A 16,752-nucleotide genomic window follows, 5' to 3' on the forward strand; every position below is an offset into this window, starting at 1 on the left:
CTCGGGGCAGCCCCATGGCTGCCCCGACGTCGTTGGGGCCTCAGAACACGTAGCTCCCGCTCAACAGCACCGCCCGCGGTGCGCCCGGCATCGAGGTGGCGCGCCAGTAGCGCTTGTCGCTCAGGTTGGTGACGGCCAGGGTCACGGTCCAGGGCATGGCGCGCCAGCCGACCGAGGCGTCCCAGCGGGTGTGGCCGGAGCGCTCGCTGAGGTTGTCGATGGCGTTGTAGATCGGGCCGCGGTAGGTCACGCCGAGCTCGCCGTACCAGGGGCTCTCGGGTGCGTAGCGCACGAAGACGCTGCCGTTCTTGCGCGCGAGGTTGGGCTTGAACTTGCCGACGTTGGCCGGCGTCGTGAGGTCCTGCGTGACCTTGGCCTGCTGCAGGCCCACGCCGCCGCGCACGTACCAGCTTTTCGCGAGTCTGCCGGTCATGCTGGCCTCCAGGCCGCGCGAGCGCTCGGCGCCGCGCACCGCCCAGCGGAAGGGGTCGTTGTCCGGGTCGGGCCGGTAGCGGATGTTGAGCAACTCCAGGCTGTAGAGCGACACCTGGGTCGAGAGCCGGCCGCCGAGCCAGTCGCTCTTGGTGCCGATCTCGAACTGGCGGGAGACCTGCGGCTCCTCGTCGTAGACCGCGTTGTCCTCGACCGCCACGCTGATCATGCCGCGCCCGCCGTAGGGCGAGAAGTTCTTCGAGTACGAGGCGTAGAAGCTGTGCGCGGGCACGGGTTGCCACACCACGCCGACGCGCGGGCTCAGGTGGCTGCCGTCGTAGCTGCGCGCCTTGTCGATGAGCGCGTTGCGGGTTGCGAACTCGAAGCTTTCCTGGCGCGCGCCGACCAGCAGCTTCCATTGCTCGCTCAGGCCGATCAGGTCCTGCAGGTACAGCGCGCGCGATTCGGCGCGGTGCCGGTTCACGGTGCGGGCCGCGCCATGCGGCAGCTTGGGCCCCCCCCAGATAGGGTTTTACGGATCGACCGACGCGGTGTACGCCATGGCCGGGTCGGTGAGGGAGGTGGACAGGCTGGGGTTGCGCTTCTCGGTTGCCAGCTCGAAGCCCAGCAGCAGGTCGTGCGTGATGGCGCCGGTCTTGAACTTGCCGCTCAGGTCCAGCGCGTTGGTGAAGGTGCTGTTGTCGGTCTGCTGCCAGGCGCGCGTGAAGGTCATGCGGCCAGGGGTGGTGCAGCGGCGGCCGTTGCTCATCAGGGTGCCGTTCGGGCGGCAGTAGCTGCCGCCATAGAGATGGTCGAAGTCCTGGCTGGCCTCGTGCAGCACGCTGGTCCACCGAAGGGACCAGTCGCTCGTGAAGTCGTAGCTCAGCACCGAGCGCCACATCTTCATCCTGTCCTCGATGAAGTCGTCGGGGTGCGCATAGGCGGTGCGGATCGACACGTCGGCCGGCAGGCTGTCGTAGGCGGGCGCGCGGTCGGGGCGGCGCCACACCGTGTCCTGCGTGTACTGGCCGAGCCAGCGCAGGCCGCGATGGTTGTCGTAGAGGATGCTGGGCGACACCATGGTGTTCTCGTTCTGGATGCCGCTGCGGAAGCTGTCGGCCTGTTCGCGGTCCAGCGTCAGGCGCACCACGGTGTTCGGATTGATCTCGCGGTTGAGGTCGATCGTGGCGCCCCGGTTGTGCCACGAGCCGGCCCGCAGGCCGATGCTGCTCACGGCGTCGAAACTGGCCTGCTTGCTCACCAGGTTGACGATGCCGCCGCCGCTGCCCCGGCCGTACAGCACCGAGGCCGGACCTTTCAGGATCTCGATGCGTTCGACGTTGGCCGTGCTGCGCCGGATCTGCCCGCCGGCGCGCACGCCGTCGCGGTAGATGTCGCCCGAGCTGGCGTCGAAGCCACGGATGGTGATGCCGTCGCCGCGCGCGTCGTAGGCGGTGTCGATGCCCGGCGTGCCGTCGAGCATCACGCTCAGGTCGTTGATGCCGTAGGTCTTGAACTTGCTGACCTCGATCACGTCGACCGTCTGCGGAATGTCCTTCAGGGGCAGGGCGGTCTTGGTGGCGGTCGAGACGCCGCCGCGCGGGCGGGCGTCGTCCGGGTCCAGCGCGTCGGCTGTGACCGTGACGGTGTCCAGGGCGCGTGCGTGCGTGCCGTTCAAATGCCCCGTGCTCTGCTGAGCGTGCGCCGCCCATACCGAAGCCATGGCGGCGAATCCGGCCGCGACGGGGCCGAGCGGGGGGGTGATGAAAGATCTGTAGCGCAACGGAAGGCCTCCTCATGGTTTTTAGGAGGGGCGAGTCTACAGATAAAAACGATTCCCATTTAGATTTGATGGGAACCTTGCAGCGGCCGGTGCTTGCAGTGTCGTTGCGACATGCAGGCCGCTGCGTGATTCGAGGCGTTGCCTCGAGGTCGGCGGCGAAGGGTTCGGCCTTGAACCCCTCGCCGCCGCGTTTCACTTGCCCAGGGGAATCGCGTCCACCGGCACGTCCACCGGCGCGGCGGGGATCGCCGGCTTCTTCACGGCGCGCCGGATGAAGACGACCACCTGCCACACGACCACAATGGCGATCACGCTGAGCAGCGTGGCGCTGATCGGGCGGGTCACGAAGGCGCTGAAGCTGCCGCGGCTCAGCAGCATCGCACGGCGGAAGTTCTCCTCCAGCATCGGGCCCAGGATGAAGCCCAGCATCAGCGGGGCCGCTTCCATGTCCAGTCGCAGGAACAGGTAGCCGATCAGGCCGAACACGGCCGTCGTGTAGATGTCGTCGAGGCTGTTGTTGATGCTGTAGGTACCGATGCAGCAGAAGAACAGGATCGCAGGGAACAGCACGGTGTACGGGATCTTGAACACCGACAGCCAGTAGCGCACCAGCGGCACGTTGAGCACCACCAGGAAGCAGTTGCCGACCCACATGCTGGCCACCAGGCCCCAGAACAGGTCCGGGTGCGTGGCGATCATGTTGGGACCCGGCTGGATGCCCTTGACGATGAAGGCCGCCATCATCAGGGCCATCACGGCGTTCTCGGGGATGCCGATGGCCATGAGCGGGATGAAGCTGGTGCGGGCGGCAGCCTCGTCGGCGGCGGCCTGGCCGGCCACGCCTTCGATGCAGCCGGTGCCGATCTCGTGCTTGTACTTGCTGAACTTCTTGTCGGCCGCATAGGCCGCGAACTGGGCGATGGTCGGGCCGCCGCCGGGCAGGATGCCCAGCACCGAGCCGATCACGCTGCCGCGCAGCGCGCTGGGGATGATGCGCTTGAACTCGGGCCAGGTCGGCATGAGCTTGATCTTGCCGTTGAAGGGCGTGAGCACGTTCTTGTTGTCGAGGTTCTTCACCACCTCGGCAATGCCGAAGCAGCCCAGCGCGATGCTGATGAGCCCGATGCCGTCCTGCAGGAAGGCCAGGTTCATGGTGTAGCGCGCCACGCCGCTGTTGACGTCGGTGCCGACCATGCCCAGCAGCACGCCGATCATGGCCATCGCCAGGCCGTTGAGCAGGCTGCCGCTGCTGACGAAGCTCACGCAGAAGAAGCCCAGCAGCATCAGCGCGCAGTAGTCGGCCGGGCCGAACAGGAAGCCGACTTCACCGAGCGCCGGTGCCATCGTCGACAGCACCACGATCGCCACGGTGCCGCCGATGAAGCTGGAGATGCCCGCGGTGAACAGCGCCAACCCGGTCTTTCCCTTGAGCGTCATCTGGTAGCCGTCGATGCAGGCCACGATGCTGCTGGCGTGCGGGATCTTCATGGTGATCGCACTCACGCTGTCGCCGTACTGCGCACCGTAATAGATGCCGGCCAGCATGATGAGTGCACCGCCGGTGGGGATCGAGTAGGTCAGCGGCAGCAGCAGGCTGATGGTCGAGAGCGGACCGAGGCCGGGCAGCAGGCCGACCAGCGTGCCGACGGTGCAGCCGAGCGCGCAGTAGAGCAGGTTCTGGATGGTCAGCGCGTGGCTGAATCCGAACGCGAGGTTGTTGAGGACTTCCATCAGTAGAGCGGCAGGTTCAGGCCGAGAAAATTCTTGAAGGCGAACGCGACGAGGACCAGGCCGATCGAGATCTTGATGTTGCGCACCACCGAGTACGAGGTGCCCGCGAAGGTCGAGCAGAACACCAGGAAGATGATCCCCAGGATCATGTTGATGTACTCGGAGATCACCGCGAAGCCGACCAGGCTCAGCAGGATCAGGACGATGTTCTTCACGCCGTAGTCCACCGGCAGCCGTTCGACGAAGAACGAACGCGCCGCGATGATCAGGCCGATCACGAACAGGAAGGAGCTCACCATGAGCGGGAACAGTCCGGGGCCGGAGCGGGCCAGGTTCCCGACGTTGTAGGTGAGTGCAACGAAGCCGAAGAGCAGGGCGATGGCCATGATGACCGACCCTCTCACGAAGTTGCGATTGTTCATGGCATCCCTCCTTCGGGCGAAGGCAGGGCGGGGCGGTGGCGGGGCATGAGAAGGTCTCCTAGTGGTTCACGCCTGGCCAGCGGCGCTCGTCTCGAGCGTCTTTGCAACCCAGGCGGCGAATCGTAGAAAACGATGCTTCCAATCGGCTTTCGTTTTGCCTTCCGCGCCCCAAAATACGTGTTATCACTCACACGCCCCTAAGGGCATTCACGGCGTCGACACGCCAAGGCCGTAGGCGGCTCAGTCGGCCTGTGGCGGTGCCGGCGGCAGCTGAAGGATGGCGCGCAGCCCGGTGCCGACCTCCGCATCGGCCAGCACGATGTCGCCGCCGTTGCGCTGCGCATAGGCGCGCGCGATGGCCAGGCCCAGCCCGGCGCCGCCGGTGGGCTTGCCGGCGCGATCGCCGGCCTGGCGAAAGCGCTCGAAGACCGCTGCGCGCCGCGCGGGCGCGATGCCGGGGCCGTCGTCGCTGACCTCGGCGCAGGCCACGCCGTCGACCACGCCGGCCGTGACCGTGATGCGGCCGCCGACCGGCGTGTAGGCGATGGCGTTGTGCACGAGGTTGGCCAGCGCCTCGTGCAGTTCGGCGGCGTCGGCCTGCACGGGCACGGCAGGCCGCGTCGCATCGCCCGTCGCGGCGTCCTCGCGCGCATCCACCCAGCCCAGGTCCTGCTCCTTCTCGTGCGCCAGCGTCAGGTATTGCAGCACCACGTCCTTGCTGATCGCATTGAGGTCCGCGCGCTGCGATGTCTGCGGCGGCTGCGTGCCGTCGTTCGCATGGGCCAGCGAGAGCAGCTGTTCGCACAGGCGCCGGCTGCGGGCGATCTGCGTGACCATCGCGCGCAGCGTGGCGTGCAGCTGCGTGCTGTCCTTCTCGCGCAGCGCCACGCCCGCTTGCGTGAGCATGATGGCCAGCGGCGTGCGCAGCTGGTGCGAGGCATCGGCGAGGAACTGCGACTGCTGGTCGAGCAGCCCGCGGTAGCTCGCGACGTTCTGGTTCACGGCCTCGACCAGCGGCGCCACCTCGTGCGGCACGCCGCCGGCATCGAGCGGCTCGGGCAACTGGCCCCGGCGCTGGACCACCGAGCGCCGCAGCCGCTCGAGCGGCCGCAGCGACCAGGTCACGCCCAGCCAGACCAGCAGGATCACCAGCACCACCATGCGCGCATCGCGGAAGAACTGCTGGCGCAGGGAGGCCGCCTCGGCATGCTGGCGCGGCTCGGTGCCTTCGGCGGTCTGCACCCGCAACTCGAAGCTCTGGCCATGGCCGTCGACCACGGTGCTGCGCAGCGCCACCATGCGCACCGGTTGCCCGCGGTAGCTGCCGTCGAACCAGACGGGCGATGCACCGTCGCTGCCTGCGGGCGGCGGCGGAAGGTCGGCGTCGCCCAGCAGCAACCGGCCCGCGGCGGGCGCCGCGCCCTGGGGCCGGAGCTCGACGCGCAGGTGCCCGGTCTTGCGGCTGGCCGCTTCGAACATGCGCTGCACCTGCGCGGCGCTCGCATCGAGCTGCAGCGCGCCGTCGGCCGCGGGCACCACACTGCGGCGCAGGGCATCGGCGGCCTCGAGCATCACGCTGTCGTAGGCGTCCTGGACCAGGCTGCGCAGGGCGCGGTAGTCGTTCCAGCTGTCGAGCGCCAGCAGCCCCAGGATGCAGGGCAGCAGCAGCGCGAGCAGGCGCGCGCGGATGCCGAAGCGGCTGCGCGGCTCAGTCGCCGGCGAGGTCATGCCCGATGCTCTCCAGCATGTAGCCCAGGCCGCGCACGGTGACGATGCGCACGTCGCCGCCGGCCAGCTTGCGGCGCAGGCGGTGCAGCACCAGTTCGATGGCGTCGGGGCCGGCGTCGCTGTCGGCAGGGAAGACCTTGGCCGACAGCTGCGATTTCTCGACCGGCGAGCCGGCGCGCGTGAGCAGCACCGCGAGCGCGGCGCTTTCGCGCGGTGTGAGCTGCAGCAGCGTGTCGCCCAGCGTGAAGGCGCGGCTGCCGTGGGCGCGTGACAGCGAACCGCAGCGCAGCGCGGCATGCGGGCTGCCGCGCGCGCGGCGCGCCAGGGCTTCGAGGCGGGCCTCGAGTTCCTCGATGGCGAAGGGCTTGCTCAGGAAATCGTCGGCCCCGGTGTTCAGGCCCTTGACCCGGTCCTTGACCGAGCCCTGGGCCGTGAGGATCAGCACCGGCGTGCGGTTGCCCGCGGCACGCAGGTCGGCCAGCACGGACAGGCCGTGCCGGTCGGGCAGCTGCAGGTCGAGCACGATCACATCGTGGTCGCCCGAAGCGAGCAAGGACGCGGCCATGGCCGCGTCGGGCGCATGGTCGGTCACATACCCGCTTTGCTTGAAGGCACGCAGGAGCCAGGCAGCCATCTCGGCTTCATCTTCGACCAGGAGCAGACGCATGCGCCGATCGTAGCCGGGACTTGTGCGCCTTACCGGGGCGCCGCGGGCTTCAGAGCGTTGTCGACGGGGGCGTCGGCAGGCGGCAGGCCGCGCAGCCGGCGCACGCTGCGGCGAATCCAGTGCTCGATGTCGTCGATGTAGGTGAACACGGCCGGCACCACCAGCAGGCTCAGCACGGTGGAGGTGATCAGCCCGCCGATCACGGCCATCGCCATCGGCGAGCGGAAGCTCGCGTCGGCCGCGCCCCAGCCGAAGGCGATCGGCATCATGCCCGCGCCCATCGCGATGGTGGTCATGATGATCGGGCGCGCGCGCTTGTGGCAGGCGTCGCGCAGCGCGTCCCAGCGGCTCATGCCCTGATCGCGGCGCGCCACGATCGCGTATTCGACCAGCAGGATCGAGTTCTTGGTCGCCACGCCCATCAGCATGATCAGCCCGATCAGCGAGGGCATCGACAAGGCCTTCTGGCCGATCAGCAACCCGACGAAGGCGCCGCCCAGTGCCAGCGGCAACGCGCACAGGATGGTCACGGGATGCAGGAAGTCCTTGAACAGCAGGACCAGCACGATGTAGATGCACAGCACGCCGGTCAGCATCGCCAGGCCGAAGCTGCCGAACAGCTCGGTCATGACCTCGGCGTCGCCGATCTCGGCCACGCGCACGCCCGGCGGCAGGCTGCGCATCGACGGCAGGGCGGCGACCATGGTCTTGGCATCGCCCAGGCCCACCTTCGACAGCTCGATCTCGAAGTTGACGTTGCGCGAGCGGTCGTAGCGGTCGATCACGGCCGGGCCGCCCTCGACCGTGATCTTCGCGACCTGGCCCAGCATCACCGGGCCGCGCGTGCCGGGCACGGTGAGCCGTTCGAGCAGGGCCTGGTCCTGGCGCGCGCTGTCCTCGAGCTTGACCACGATCGGCACCTGGCGCTGCGCGAGGTTGAGCTTGGGCAGCGACTGGTCGTAGTCGCCCAGCGTCGCGACGCGCAGCGTCTCGGCGATGGCGGTGCTGGTCACGCCGAGGTCGGCGGCGCGTGCGAAGTCCGGGCGCACCGCGATCTCGGGGCGCACCAGGCTGGCGGTGGAGGTGATGTTGCCCAGGCCGGGCACGGTGCGCAGGTCGCGTTCGACCGCGCGGGCCGCGGCCGTGAGCGCGACCGGGTCCTCGCCCGACAGCGCCAGGATGTACTTCTCGCCCGAGCCGCCCAGGCCCACGGTGCTGCGCACGCCGGGCAGCGATTCGAGCGCGGTGCGCATCTGGTCCTCGATCAGCTGCTTGCGCGGGCGCTCGCCGCGCGGGTCGAGCTGGATGGTCAGCGTGGCCTTGCGCGTCTCGGGCGTGCCCAGGCCGGCGAAGGGATCGCCGCCCGCGCTGCCGCCCGCCACCGTGGTGTAGACGCTCTTCACGTGCGCAATCTTCATCACGCGCAGCCGCGCTTCCTCGGCCGTGGCCGTGGTCTGCGACAGCGTGGCGCCGGGCGCGAGCGAGAGGTAGACCTGGGTCTGCGAGCCGTCGTCCGGCGGAATGAAGCCGGTCTTGAGCAGCGGGATCATCGCGATCGAGCCGAAGAAGAACAGCGTGGCCATCACCATGGTGGCGAAGCGGTGCGTCATGCACCACTCGGCCGCGCGCATGTAGAGCTTGAGCCAGCCGGCTTCCTTCTCCTGCGTGACGATGGGCTTCAGGATGTAGGCGGCCATCATGGGCGTGAGCACCCGTGCCACCACCAGCGATGCGAACACCGCCAGCGAAGCGGTCCAGCCGAACTGCTTGAAGAACTTGCCCGCCACGCCGCTCATGAAGGCGGTCGGCAGGAACACCGCGATCAGCGTGAAGGTGGTGGCGATCACCGCCAGCCCGATCTCGTCGGCGGCCTCCATGGCCGCCTCGTAGGGCGACTTGCCCATGCGCAGGTGGCGCACGATGTTCTCGACCTCCACGATCGCATCGTCGACCAGGATGCCGACCACCAGCGACAGCGCGAGCAGCGAGATGATGTTGATCGAGAAGCCCAGCAGGTGCATGCCGATGAAGGCCGGAATCACCGACATCGGCAGCGCGATGGCCGAGACGAAGGTGGCGCGCCAGTCGCGCAGGAACAGCCAGACCACGATCACGGCCAGGATCGCGCCTTCGTAGAGCAGGTGCAGCGAGCCGTCGTATTCCTCCTGCACCGGCTTGACGAAGTTGAAGGCCTCGTTGAGCTGGATGTCGGGGTGCTGGGTGCGCATCTCGGCCAGTGCGCCCTGGATCAGCTTGCCCACGGCCACTTCGCTCTCGCCGCGGCTGCGCGCGACCTCGAAGCCGACCACGGTCTTTCCATCGAGCAGCGCGGTGGCGCGCGGCTCGGCGATGGTGTCGCTGATGCGCGCCACCTGGTCGAGCCGGATGCGGCGGCCGTCCGACAGCGGGATCTGGATGTCGCGCAGCTCGTCGGCCGACTGCACCGTGGCCAGCGTGCGCACCGGCTGCTCGCTGCCCGAGAGGTCGAAGCGGCCGCCCGCGCTTTCGGTCTGCACCAGGCGCAGCTGGCGCGAGATGTCGGCCGCGCTGGCGCCGAGCGCCTGCAGCTTGGCCGGATCGAGGTCGACGTGCACCTGGCGCGTCACGCCGCCCACGCGGTTGACCGCGCCCACGCCGGGCAGGCTCAGCAGCTTCTTGGTCACGTCGTTGTCGACGAACCAGCTCAGTCCCTCGGCGTCCATCCGGGTCGAGGAGATGGTGTAGGCCAGCACCGGCTGCGCTGCGAAGTCGAGCTTGGTGACCACCGGGTCGCGCACGTCGGCCGGCAGGTCGGCGCGCACGCGCTGCACCGCGGAGCGCACGTCGTCGACCGCCTCCTGCACCGGCTTCTCGAGCCGGAACTCGATGATCAGCGTGGCGGCGCCGTCCTGCACCTTGGTCGTGATGTGCTTGAGGCCCTGGATGGTGGCGATCGCGTTCTCGAGCTTGCGCGCGACATCGGTCTCGAGCTGCGAGGGCGCGGCACCGGGCAAGGCCGCCGTGACCGTGACGGTCGGCAGGTCGATGTCCGGGAAGTTCTGCACCTTCATGGCGTTGAAGGACAGCAGCCCGCCGAAGGTGAGCAGCACGAACAGCATCACCGCGGGAATCGGGTTGCGTATGGACCAGGCGGAGACGTTCATGGTGAGCGAGGCTCCTTACTTGGCCGTGGCCGAGGCGGCCGGTGCGGCCGAACCCGGTGCAGGCACATCGACCACCTTGACCAGGTCGCCGTCGTTGAGGAAGCCCGCGCCTTGCACCACCACGCGCGCATCGGCCGGCAGCGGGGTCAGCACTTCCACGCGTTCGCCGACGCGGCGCCCGGTCTGGATCTTGAGCTGCGACACACGCTGGTCGGGCTGCAGCACCAGCAGGTGGTTGAAGCCGTCGCGCGGCACGATGGCCGACTGCGGCACCGTCAGCGCGCTGCTGCGTCCCAGCTGGAACTCGCCGTTGGCGAACATGCCCGCCTTGAAGGCCCCCACGCTTGTCGCTTCGCGTACTGCGCTGCCCCCCGAGGGGGCGCTCGCGCCTTCGGGCGGCCGTGCGGCGCTCGAGCCGGTGTTCTGCATCAAGGAGGGGATGTCGACATAGACCAGCGCATTGCGCGTCTGCGGGTCGACGGTCGGCGCGATGCTGCGCACCGTGCCCTGCACCTCGGCGCCGCTCGCGCTGACGACCACGGCCGGCGTGCCGACCACCACGCGGCCCAGTTCGGCCGAAGTGACTTCGGCGCGCCATTCGAGCCGGCCCTTGCGGATCAGCTTGAACAGCTCGGTGCCGGCCGCGACCACGCTGCCCACGGTGGCGGTGCGGGCCGAGATCACGCCGTCGTCGGGCGCCAGCACCTGCGTGTTGCGCCCGCGCACTTGCTGCGCGGCCAGCACCGCCTCGGCCGCCTCGACGCGCGCCTTGGCGGTCTGCTCGGTGGTCTGGTACTGGTTGATCTGCTGCTGGCTCAGCGCGCCGGTCTGGGCCAGCGTGCGGGCGCGGGCCGCATTGCCGGCCGCGTCGGCCGCGGTGGCCCTGGCTTCGGCCAGCGAGGCGCGGGCCTGCGCCACGTCGGCGTTGATGGTCTCGGGCGAGAACACGGCCAGCACCTGGCCCTTCTTCACCACGTCGCCGATGTTCACCCGCACCTCGGCCAGGCGCAGGCCGTTGGACTCGGAGCCGATGCTGGCCTCCTGCCAGGCCGCCACGTTGCCGTTGGCGCTGAGCGTGACCTTGAGCTCGCTGGGCTCGGCCCGTGCGACCGACACGGTCAGTGCCGGGCGCGCGGCGCTGTCGCTGCCGACGGCTGCGGCCTTGCCGGCCGGCGGCGCCTTGTCGTCGGGTTTGCGCAGCAGCCAGAAGGCCAGCACGGCGACGACCACGACGGCCAGCAGCACGGCGATGAGGGTGGAGCGGTTGAGTCTTTTCATGGCGTCGTCGAGGAAAGGGATGGGGTGTTCTGGGCCAGCGCGGCATCGGGCCGCGTCCAGCCGCCGCCGGTCGAGCGATAGAGCGCGACCCAGGCTTCGGCCCGCTCGCGCTGCAGTGCCACGCGGGCGGTCTGCGCGGCGAACAAGGTGCGGCGCGCGTCTTCGAGTTCGAACAGGCTGGCGAGCCCGCTCTCGTAGCGGGCCTGCGTCGCGTTGAACGAGGCCTGGTAGTTCTGCACCGCGATGTCGGCGTTGCCGGTGCGCTCGTCGGTGGCCTGCAGGTTGACCAGCGCCTCCTCGACCTCGCGCACGGCCGTGCGCACGTTGCCGCGATAGAGCGCCACGGCTTCGTCGTAGCGGGCCTTGGCCGATGCGGTGTTGGCCGCGCGCGTGCCGCCGTCGAAGATCGGCAGCGTCAGGGCCAGCGGGCCGATGGTCCAGGTCTGAAGGTTCTGGCTGGCGCCGCCGCTGCGCAGTTGCAGCGCCGCCACCGAGCCCTGCAACGTGAGCCGCGGGTAGCGATCGGCCTCGGCTGCGCCCACGTCGGCACTGGCCGCGGCCACCGCGAGTTCGGCGGCGAAGACGTCGGGCCGTTGCGCGAGCATCTGCGCCGGCACGCTGGCGACCGCATGCACCAGGGGCAGGGCACGGTCGGCCGGCACGGTGGCCAGTTGCTGGTCGAGCGCTTGTGCGTCGAGTCCGCTCAGCGCGACCAGTCCCTTGCGCAGCACCGCGCACTGGGCGCCCTGTTGGGTGAGCCGGCCTGCGGCGTCGGCGGCGCTGGCGCGCGCCAAGGCCGCATCGGCCGGTGCGGTGAAGCCGGCCTTGGCCGACAGGTCGGTGAGCCGCGCGGTCTCGCTGCGCGAGCGTGCGTCGGACTGGGCCACCGCGAGTTGCCGCTGGCAGGCGCGTTCGGCGAAATACTGGTTGGCCGTTTCGGCCGCCACCGACACGCGGGCGTCGTGCCACTTGGCGTTGGCGCTCTGCAGCCGCGATTGGGCCGCGTCGCGGCTGGCGCGTCGGCCGCCGAACAGGTCGATCTCCCAGCTCGATTGCAGGCCGGCCTGCAGCGTGGTCACACCGGGCAGCGAGGCCGTGGGCTCGGTCGCGCCGCCGCCCGTGCCGCCGACCGGCGAGTTGCTGCGCTGTGCCGACAGCGTGCCGTCGAGCGTGGGCAGCAGCGCCGCCCCCGACTGCACGCGCGTGGCACGCGCCTCGACGATGCGCGCCGAGGCGCTGGCCACGGTCGGGCTCACGGCCTGGGCCGATTCGATCAGCGCGAGCAGCACCGGGTCGTCGAGCTGCCGCCACCAGCCGCTCAGGCCCGGCAGCGAGCCGGCATGGGGCAGGGCGGCTGCCGGGGTCGGGGCCGCAGCCGTCGCCTTCGGCAGCGGTGCGTTCCATTGCGTCGGAATCGGCGCATCCGCGACCGCCGGCGGGCGCGTGATGCCGCAGGCGGCCAGGGCCAGCGGCAGGCACAGCAGGGCGATCCGCCGAGGGGTCGGGCCGAAGGTCGGGGTGGTCATCAGCAGGCGCAGCGTCATGTGCTTTTTTTCCTGGAAGTCTTGGGCGCAGCGGGCTTCGAGGCTGGCGGCGTGGCGCGGGCGGATGCCGCCGACGAGGTGCGGCGGGTCGCCTCGGCCTCGAGCATGGCCATCGCGTAGAGGTGCAGGCGCTCGGCCCAGGTGTCGATGCTCTGGGCCGACTTGAGCAGCGACGGACGCAGCGTGTCGACCAGGTCCTGCATCACGAACAGCTGCATCGCCAGGCCGCTCACGGCCAGCGCCAGCCGATGCACATCGTCGTCGGCCTTCTTGACGCCCAGGTGACGGCACAGGATGCCCACCAGGGCCTCGTGCGGACCGCGCACGTCGCGCTCGATCTCCTCGGCCCACTGGCTGGTCGGCTCGACCATTTCGCGCATGTGCAGGCGCATGCACTGGCGCACGATCTCGCCGCGCTTGAGCGGCTCGACGTAGGCATTCATGCACAGGCGCAGGGCCTCGCCGGTCGGCAGCGCCGGGTCTTCGAACAGCTTCACCAGGTCGTTGGCGCTGCCGCCCATCGGCTCGTTGAAGGTGGCCGCGTAGAGGCCCGCCTTGTCGCCGAAGTAGTAGCTAATGGCGGCGATGTTCACGCCGGCGGCCTTGGCGATCTCGCGCGTCGAGGTCTTGGCGAAACCGCCCTCGGCGAACAGGCGCAGGGCGGTGTAGAGGATGCGCGAGCGGGCCTCGATGCCATCGCTGCGCGGGCCGCGGGTCTGCGGCGGTGGGGCGGGGGGAGGGGTCATGCGGCTGGTATTACAGCATGGACATCAATCGATTGATTGACTTATTTGTTTCAGTGGCTGAAACATTCGGCGAAGACTGGTCGTCCGTTCGGCTTCGCGCGCCGTCCCGCTCCGCGGGCGGATCGCCTGGCGCCAACGCTCAGGGCGCCTGCTGGATGAAATCAACAAAGGCGCGCAGCGGTGCCGGCAGCAGGCGCCGGCCCGGGTAGTACAGGAACGGGCCGGAAAAGCGCGGCCACCATGGCTCGAGGATCGGCTCGAGCGCGCCGCTGTCCAGGTAAGGGCGCAGCCAGTCTTCAAACAGGTAGACCACGCCCGTGCCGGCCACCGCCGCGTCCACTGCAAGGTCGGTCGTGGCGCCGAGCCGCACGATCAGCTGTCCGGTCACGTCCAGGCGAAGCACCTCGCCGTCACGCTCGAACTCCCATGGCGGCATCGAGCCGCTGGCGAAGCGCCCGCGCAGGCATTCATGGCCGAGCAGGTCGCGCGGATGCTCCGGCCGGCCACGGCGCGCCAGGTAGGCGGGCGAGGCCGCTGCCGCGAAGCGCTGGGTGCGTGGGCCGATCGGCACGGCGATCATGTCCTGCTCGAGCCGCTCGTCGTAGCGGATGCCGGCGTCACAGCCGGCGGCCAGCACGTCGACGAACCCGTCCTCGGCGATCACTTCGAGCGCGATGTCGGGGTAGGCGGCCAGGAAGCGCGGCACGATCGAGGGCAGCACCAGCCGCGCCGCGCTGATCGGCACGTTCAGCCTGAGCGTGCCGGCCGGGCGGTCGCGAAAGCCGTTCACCACGTCCAGCGCCGCCTCGACCTCGGTGAGCGCAGGCCGCAGCCGCTCGAGCAGCCGCTGCCCCGCCTCCGTGGGCAGCACGCTGCGCGTCGTGCGATGCAGCAGCCGCACGCCGAGCTGCGTTTCCAGCCGACGCACCGCCTCGCTGAGGCTCGACGCGCTCACGCCGCTCAGGCGTGCGCCGTCGCGAAAGCCCTTGGCTCCCGCCACCGCCACGAAGGCATTCAGATCACCAAGGTCGACTTTCATTGTCTGGAATTCCGCACAGCCTGTGCCGATTGTGATGGCTTATCAAGCAGCGATGCACTGCCTAGACTGGCCTCGTCCCTCCAAGCTCACGGAAAGAAACACCATGTCCAGCACCCAAGTCCGCACCTCGTTCGCCCTCGGCGAGCACACCGTCCAGCGTCTCGGCTACGGCGCCATGCAGCTCGCCGGCCCCGGCGTGTTCGGCCCGCCCAAGGACCGCGTCGCTGCGCTGGCCGTGCTGCGCGCAGCGGTGGAAAGCGGCGTCGACCACATCGACACCAGCGACTTCTACGGCCCGCACGTCACCAACCAGCTCATTCGCGAGGCGCTCGCTCCGTATGCAAAAGAGCTGGTCATCGTGACCAAGGTCGGCGCGCGACGCGACGACAAGGGCGGCTGGCTGCCCGCGTTCTCGGCGCAGGAACTGGCGCAGGCTGTGCACGACAACCTGCGCAACCTGGGCCTGGACGTGCTGGAGGTCGTGAACCTGCGGGCCATGTTCGACACCCAAGGCCCGGCCGAAGGTTCGATCGAGGCGCCGCTCACGGCGCTGGCCGAACTGCAGCGCCAAGGCCTCGTGCGGCACATCGGCCTGAGCAACGTGACCTCCGCACAGGTCGCGCAAGGACGCGCCATCTGCCGCATCGCCTGCGTGCAGAACCAATACAACCTGGTGCATCGTCATGACGACGCACTCATCGACCAACTGGCGCGCGACGGCATCCCCTACGTGCCGTTCTTTCCCCTGGGCGGCTTCACCCCGCTGCAATCGTCCGCGCTCTCCGGCATCGCCGAGCGCCTTGGCGCCACCCCGATGCAGGTGGCGCTGGCCTGGCTGCTGCGCCGCTCGCCGAACATCCTGTTGATTCCCGGCACCTCGTCGGTGGACCACTTGCGCGAGAACCTGGCGGCCGGCACGCTCGACCTCCCGGCCGAGGCGATGGCCGCGCTGGATGGCGTGGCGGCATCAAAGGCCACCGACCGCTGAGTCGGGGCAGGGCCACATCACAAGCGGTTGGCGGCCGGCCCTTGTGGTGTCGTTGGCGCTCAATGCCGCAGACTGACTTCGGCTCCCGGACGGAAGCGGCCGTACTGGGTCGGTGCGTACCGTGCCGTCAAAGACGCAGACAAGTCTGATGACACGCAACGTCGCCACGTCTCTCACTCCCAGGATCCCTTGCTTTAAGAATGAGCAGGGCAGGGTTTTACGTGGGCCACGTCTTAGAAGGAAATTGCTGGGGGGCAATTCTCTGCAGCAATCAACAATGCGCCAGTGTCATCTCGACCCAGTGGCCGGTTTTGAGTACTGCTGACCTTGCGGGCCAGCCGGTACGCTCACGACGCCTGCACGTCTGCGGACCTCGGCCGGTTCGGCGTGCACTTGCTTGCGGCTCAAAGAACCCGCAGCACTTCAAACTGCTGCCGGATGGGAGCGACCTGAATCGACACCTCATCACCCTCGCACTTGCCCAGCATTGCACGACCCAGAGGGGCTCCGCTGCTGATGACCTGGACAAGCTGAGCGCCGCTGACCAACTGCATGCTGCCCCCATCCGGGCCGAGAAAGAGCTGTTGCTGCTTGTCGTCGGCGTCGACCAGGCAGACCAGCGATCCGAGCTGTATGCCTTGGAAGGGGTCGTAGGGACGCGGGTGGAATCGGCGCCAATTGACCATCGCCTGGCGTATGGCTTCGGCGCGCCGAGCCTGGCCGGTGGCCAGGTAGGCGGCTTCGAGTCCCAATGTGTCGTATTTGTTTTCGGCGATGTTTTCTTCGTGAGTCGCCGTTTCATGGGCTGCCTGCACGGCTTGCTCGACTTGCAGCAGGTCTTCGGCGAGACGTTCCAGCACCTGTCGTTGCAGCAAGAATTTATCCATGACAAAAGGTCGGCATCTCGAACACGCGGGGGGTAGGTTTGATTATGAAGGGCTCCAGAACCCTTCGATGTTTCTGTTGGCTGCAGCTTGGCTTCAGCCATGGGCCCGCCGCAGCCGATCGATGCCTGATCCGTCGCAGTTGCGTCAGGTCCGCAGAACGCGGGCGCTTGCCACTCGAAGGTTTCTGGCGTTGAGCCGGATGTACTGCTCCTCGGGATACTCGTCCACGAAGCCGTAGTTGTGCAGGCGCCGTGGAAGTCAGCTCCCGCCGAACGCCGACCGATCTCTAAATCAGCGGACGCGCCGAGGTCGGAAGCTCGAAGACATGCATTTCCTTCCATTGCCCCGTGGAGTTCTCAAGCAG

Annotated in this window: 13 protein-coding genes; 1 reads left to right on the forward strand and 12 read right to left on the reverse strand. The window is 69.0% G+C overall.

Annotated elements, in window-relative coordinates:
* Positions 1–40 precede the first annotated feature (40 nt).
* The 11 genes from K0H49_RS30760 to K0H49_RS22605 form a co-directional block, all read right to left on the reverse strand.
* Positions 41–916, reverse strand: a complete 876-nt coding sequence (locus K0H49_RS30760; RefSeq protein WP_374122401.1) for a TonB-dependent receptor — start codon at positions 914–916, stop codon at positions 41–43.
* Between the two features lie 48 nt (positions 917–964).
* Positions 965–2,155, reverse strand: coding sequence for a TonB-dependent receptor (locus tag K0H49_RS30765; protein WP_257625076.1), 1,191 nt, complete (start codon positions 2,153–2,155; stop codon positions 965–967).
* A 252-nt stretch (positions 2,156–2,407) separates the two neighbouring features.
* Positions 2,408–3,946, reverse strand: a complete 1,539-nt coding sequence (locus tag K0H49_RS22565) for a tripartite tricarboxylate transporter permease (protein ID WP_219217294.1) — start codon at positions 3,944–3,946, stop codon at positions 2,408–2,410.
* Positions 3,946–4,368, reverse strand: a complete 423-nt coding sequence (locus tag K0H49_RS22570; protein WP_219217295.1) for a tripartite tricarboxylate transporter TctB family protein — start codon at positions 4,366–4,368, stop codon at positions 3,946–3,948. Before K0H49_RS22570 ends, K0H49_RS22565 begins: the two co-directional genes overlap by 1 nt.
* Before the next feature lie 240 nt (positions 4,369–4,608).
* Positions 4,609–6,096 (reverse strand): sensor histidine kinase, encoded by a 1,488-nt coding sequence (locus K0H49_RS22575; RefSeq protein ID WP_219217297.1) that lies wholly within the window; start codon positions 6,094–6,096, stop codon positions 4,609–4,611.
* Positions 6,077–6,763 carry a response regulator gene (locus tag K0H49_RS22580; protein WP_219217298.1) on the reverse strand — a complete coding sequence of 229 codons (687 nt, stop codon included), beginning with the start codon at positions 6,761–6,763 and terminating at the stop codon, positions 6,077–6,079. Before K0H49_RS22580 ends, K0H49_RS22575 begins: the two co-directional genes overlap by 20 nt.
* A 29-nt stretch (positions 6,764–6,792) precedes the next feature.
* Positions 6,793–9,906 carry an efflux RND transporter permease subunit gene (locus K0H49_RS22585; protein WP_219217301.1) on the reverse strand — a complete coding sequence of 1,038 codons (3,114 nt, stop codon included), beginning with the start codon at positions 9,904–9,906 and terminating at the stop codon, positions 6,793–6,795.
* A gap of 15 nt (positions 9,907–9,921) precedes the next feature.
* Positions 9,922–11,184, reverse strand: coding sequence for an efflux RND transporter periplasmic adaptor subunit (locus K0H49_RS22590; protein WP_219217303.1), 1,263 nt, complete (start codon positions 11,182–11,184; stop codon positions 9,922–9,924).
* Positions 11,181–12,728, reverse strand: a complete 1,548-nt coding sequence (locus K0H49_RS22595; RefSeq protein WP_374122402.1) for an efflux transporter outer membrane subunit — start codon at positions 12,726–12,728, stop codon at positions 11,181–11,183. The genes K0H49_RS22590 and K0H49_RS22595 overlap by 4 nt, the downstream gene beginning before the upstream one ends.
* Positions 12,725–13,474, reverse strand: coding sequence for a TetR/AcrR family transcriptional regulator (locus K0H49_RS22600; protein WP_219217305.1), 750 nt, complete (start codon positions 13,472–13,474; stop codon positions 12,725–12,727). Before K0H49_RS22600 ends, K0H49_RS22595 begins: the two co-directional genes overlap by 4 nt.
* A 139-nt stretch (positions 13,475–13,613) precedes the next feature.
* The gene (locus K0H49_RS22605; RefSeq protein WP_219217307.1) at positions 13,614–14,513 is read right to left on the reverse strand and encodes a LysR family transcriptional regulator; all 900 of its coding nucleotides are present in this window, start codon (positions 14,511–14,513) and stop codon (positions 13,614–13,616) included.
* 103 nt (positions 14,514–14,616) lie between these two features.
* On the opposite strand from K0H49_RS22605, the gene K0H49_RS22610 reads away from it, so the two are divergent.
* Positions 14,617–15,501 (forward strand): aldo/keto reductase family oxidoreductase, encoded by an 885-nt coding sequence (locus K0H49_RS22610; RefSeq protein ID WP_219217309.1) that lies wholly within the window; start codon positions 14,617–14,619, stop codon positions 15,499–15,501.
* Between the two features lie 404 nt (positions 15,502–15,905).
* On the opposite strand, the gene K0H49_RS22615 is transcribed toward K0H49_RS22610, so the two are convergent.
* Positions 15,906–16,388: a GreA/GreB family elongation factor gene (locus tag K0H49_RS22615; RefSeq protein WP_219217311.1), complete on the reverse strand. Its 483-nt coding sequence runs from the start codon at positions 16,386–16,388 to the stop codon at positions 15,906–15,908.
* Between the last annotated feature and the right edge of the window lie 364 nt (positions 16,389–16,752).

It is taken from the genome of Variovorax boronicumulans (genome assembly GCF_019352895.1).
Taxonomy (GTDB): Bacteria; Pseudomonadota; Gammaproteobacteria; order Burkholderiales; family Burkholderiaceae_C; genus Variovorax; species Variovorax boronicumulans_A.

Excerpts from the sequence above, each read along its gene's own strand:
- K0H49_RS22565 (WP_219217294.1), bottom strand. The coding sequence starts at position 3,946 with ATGGAAGTCCTCAACAACCTCGCGTTCGGATTCAGCCACGCGCTGACC.
- K0H49_RS22585 (WP_219217301.1), bottom strand. The coding sequence starts at position 9,906 with ATGAACGTCTCCGCCTGGTCCATACGCAACCCGATTCCCGCGGTGATG.
- K0H49_RS22575 (WP_219217297.1), bottom strand. The coding sequence starts at position 6,096 with ATGACCTCGCCGGCGACTGAGCCGCGCAGCCGCTTCGGCATCCGCGCG.
- K0H49_RS30765 (WP_257625076.1), bottom strand. The coding sequence starts at position 2,155 with ATGGCTTCGGTATGGGCGGCGCACGCTCAGCAGAGCACGGGGCATTTG.
- K0H49_RS22605 (WP_219217307.1), bottom strand. The coding sequence starts at position 14,513 with ATGAAAGTCGACCTTGGTGATCTGAATGCCTTCGTGGCGGTGGCGGGA.
- K0H49_RS22600 (WP_219217305.1), bottom strand. The coding sequence starts at position 13,474 with ATGACCCCTCCCCCCGCCCCACCGCCGCAGACCCGCGGCCCGCGCAGC.
- K0H49_RS22590 (WP_219217303.1), bottom strand. The coding sequence starts at position 11,184 with ATGAAAAGACTCAACCGCTCCACCCTCATCGCCGTGCTGCTGGCCGTC.
- K0H49_RS22595 (WP_374122402.1), bottom strand. The coding sequence starts at position 12,728 with ATGACGCTGCGCCTGCTGATGACCACCCCGACCTTCGGCCCGACCCCT.
- K0H49_RS22610 (WP_219217309.1), top strand. The coding sequence starts at position 14,617 with ATGTCCAGCACCCAAGTCCGCACCTCGTTCGCCCTCGGCGAGCACACC.
- K0H49_RS22615 (WP_219217311.1), bottom strand. The coding sequence starts at position 16,388 with ATGGATAAATTCTTGCTGCAACGACAGGTGCTGGAACGTCTCGCCGAA.
- K0H49_RS22580 (WP_219217298.1), bottom strand. The coding sequence starts at position 6,763 with ATGCGTCTGCTCCTGGTCGAAGATGAAGCCGAGATGGCTGCCTGGCTC.
- K0H49_RS22570 (WP_219217295.1), bottom strand. The coding sequence starts at position 4,368 with ATGAACAATCGCAACTTCGTGAGAGGGTCGGTCATCATGGCCATCGCC.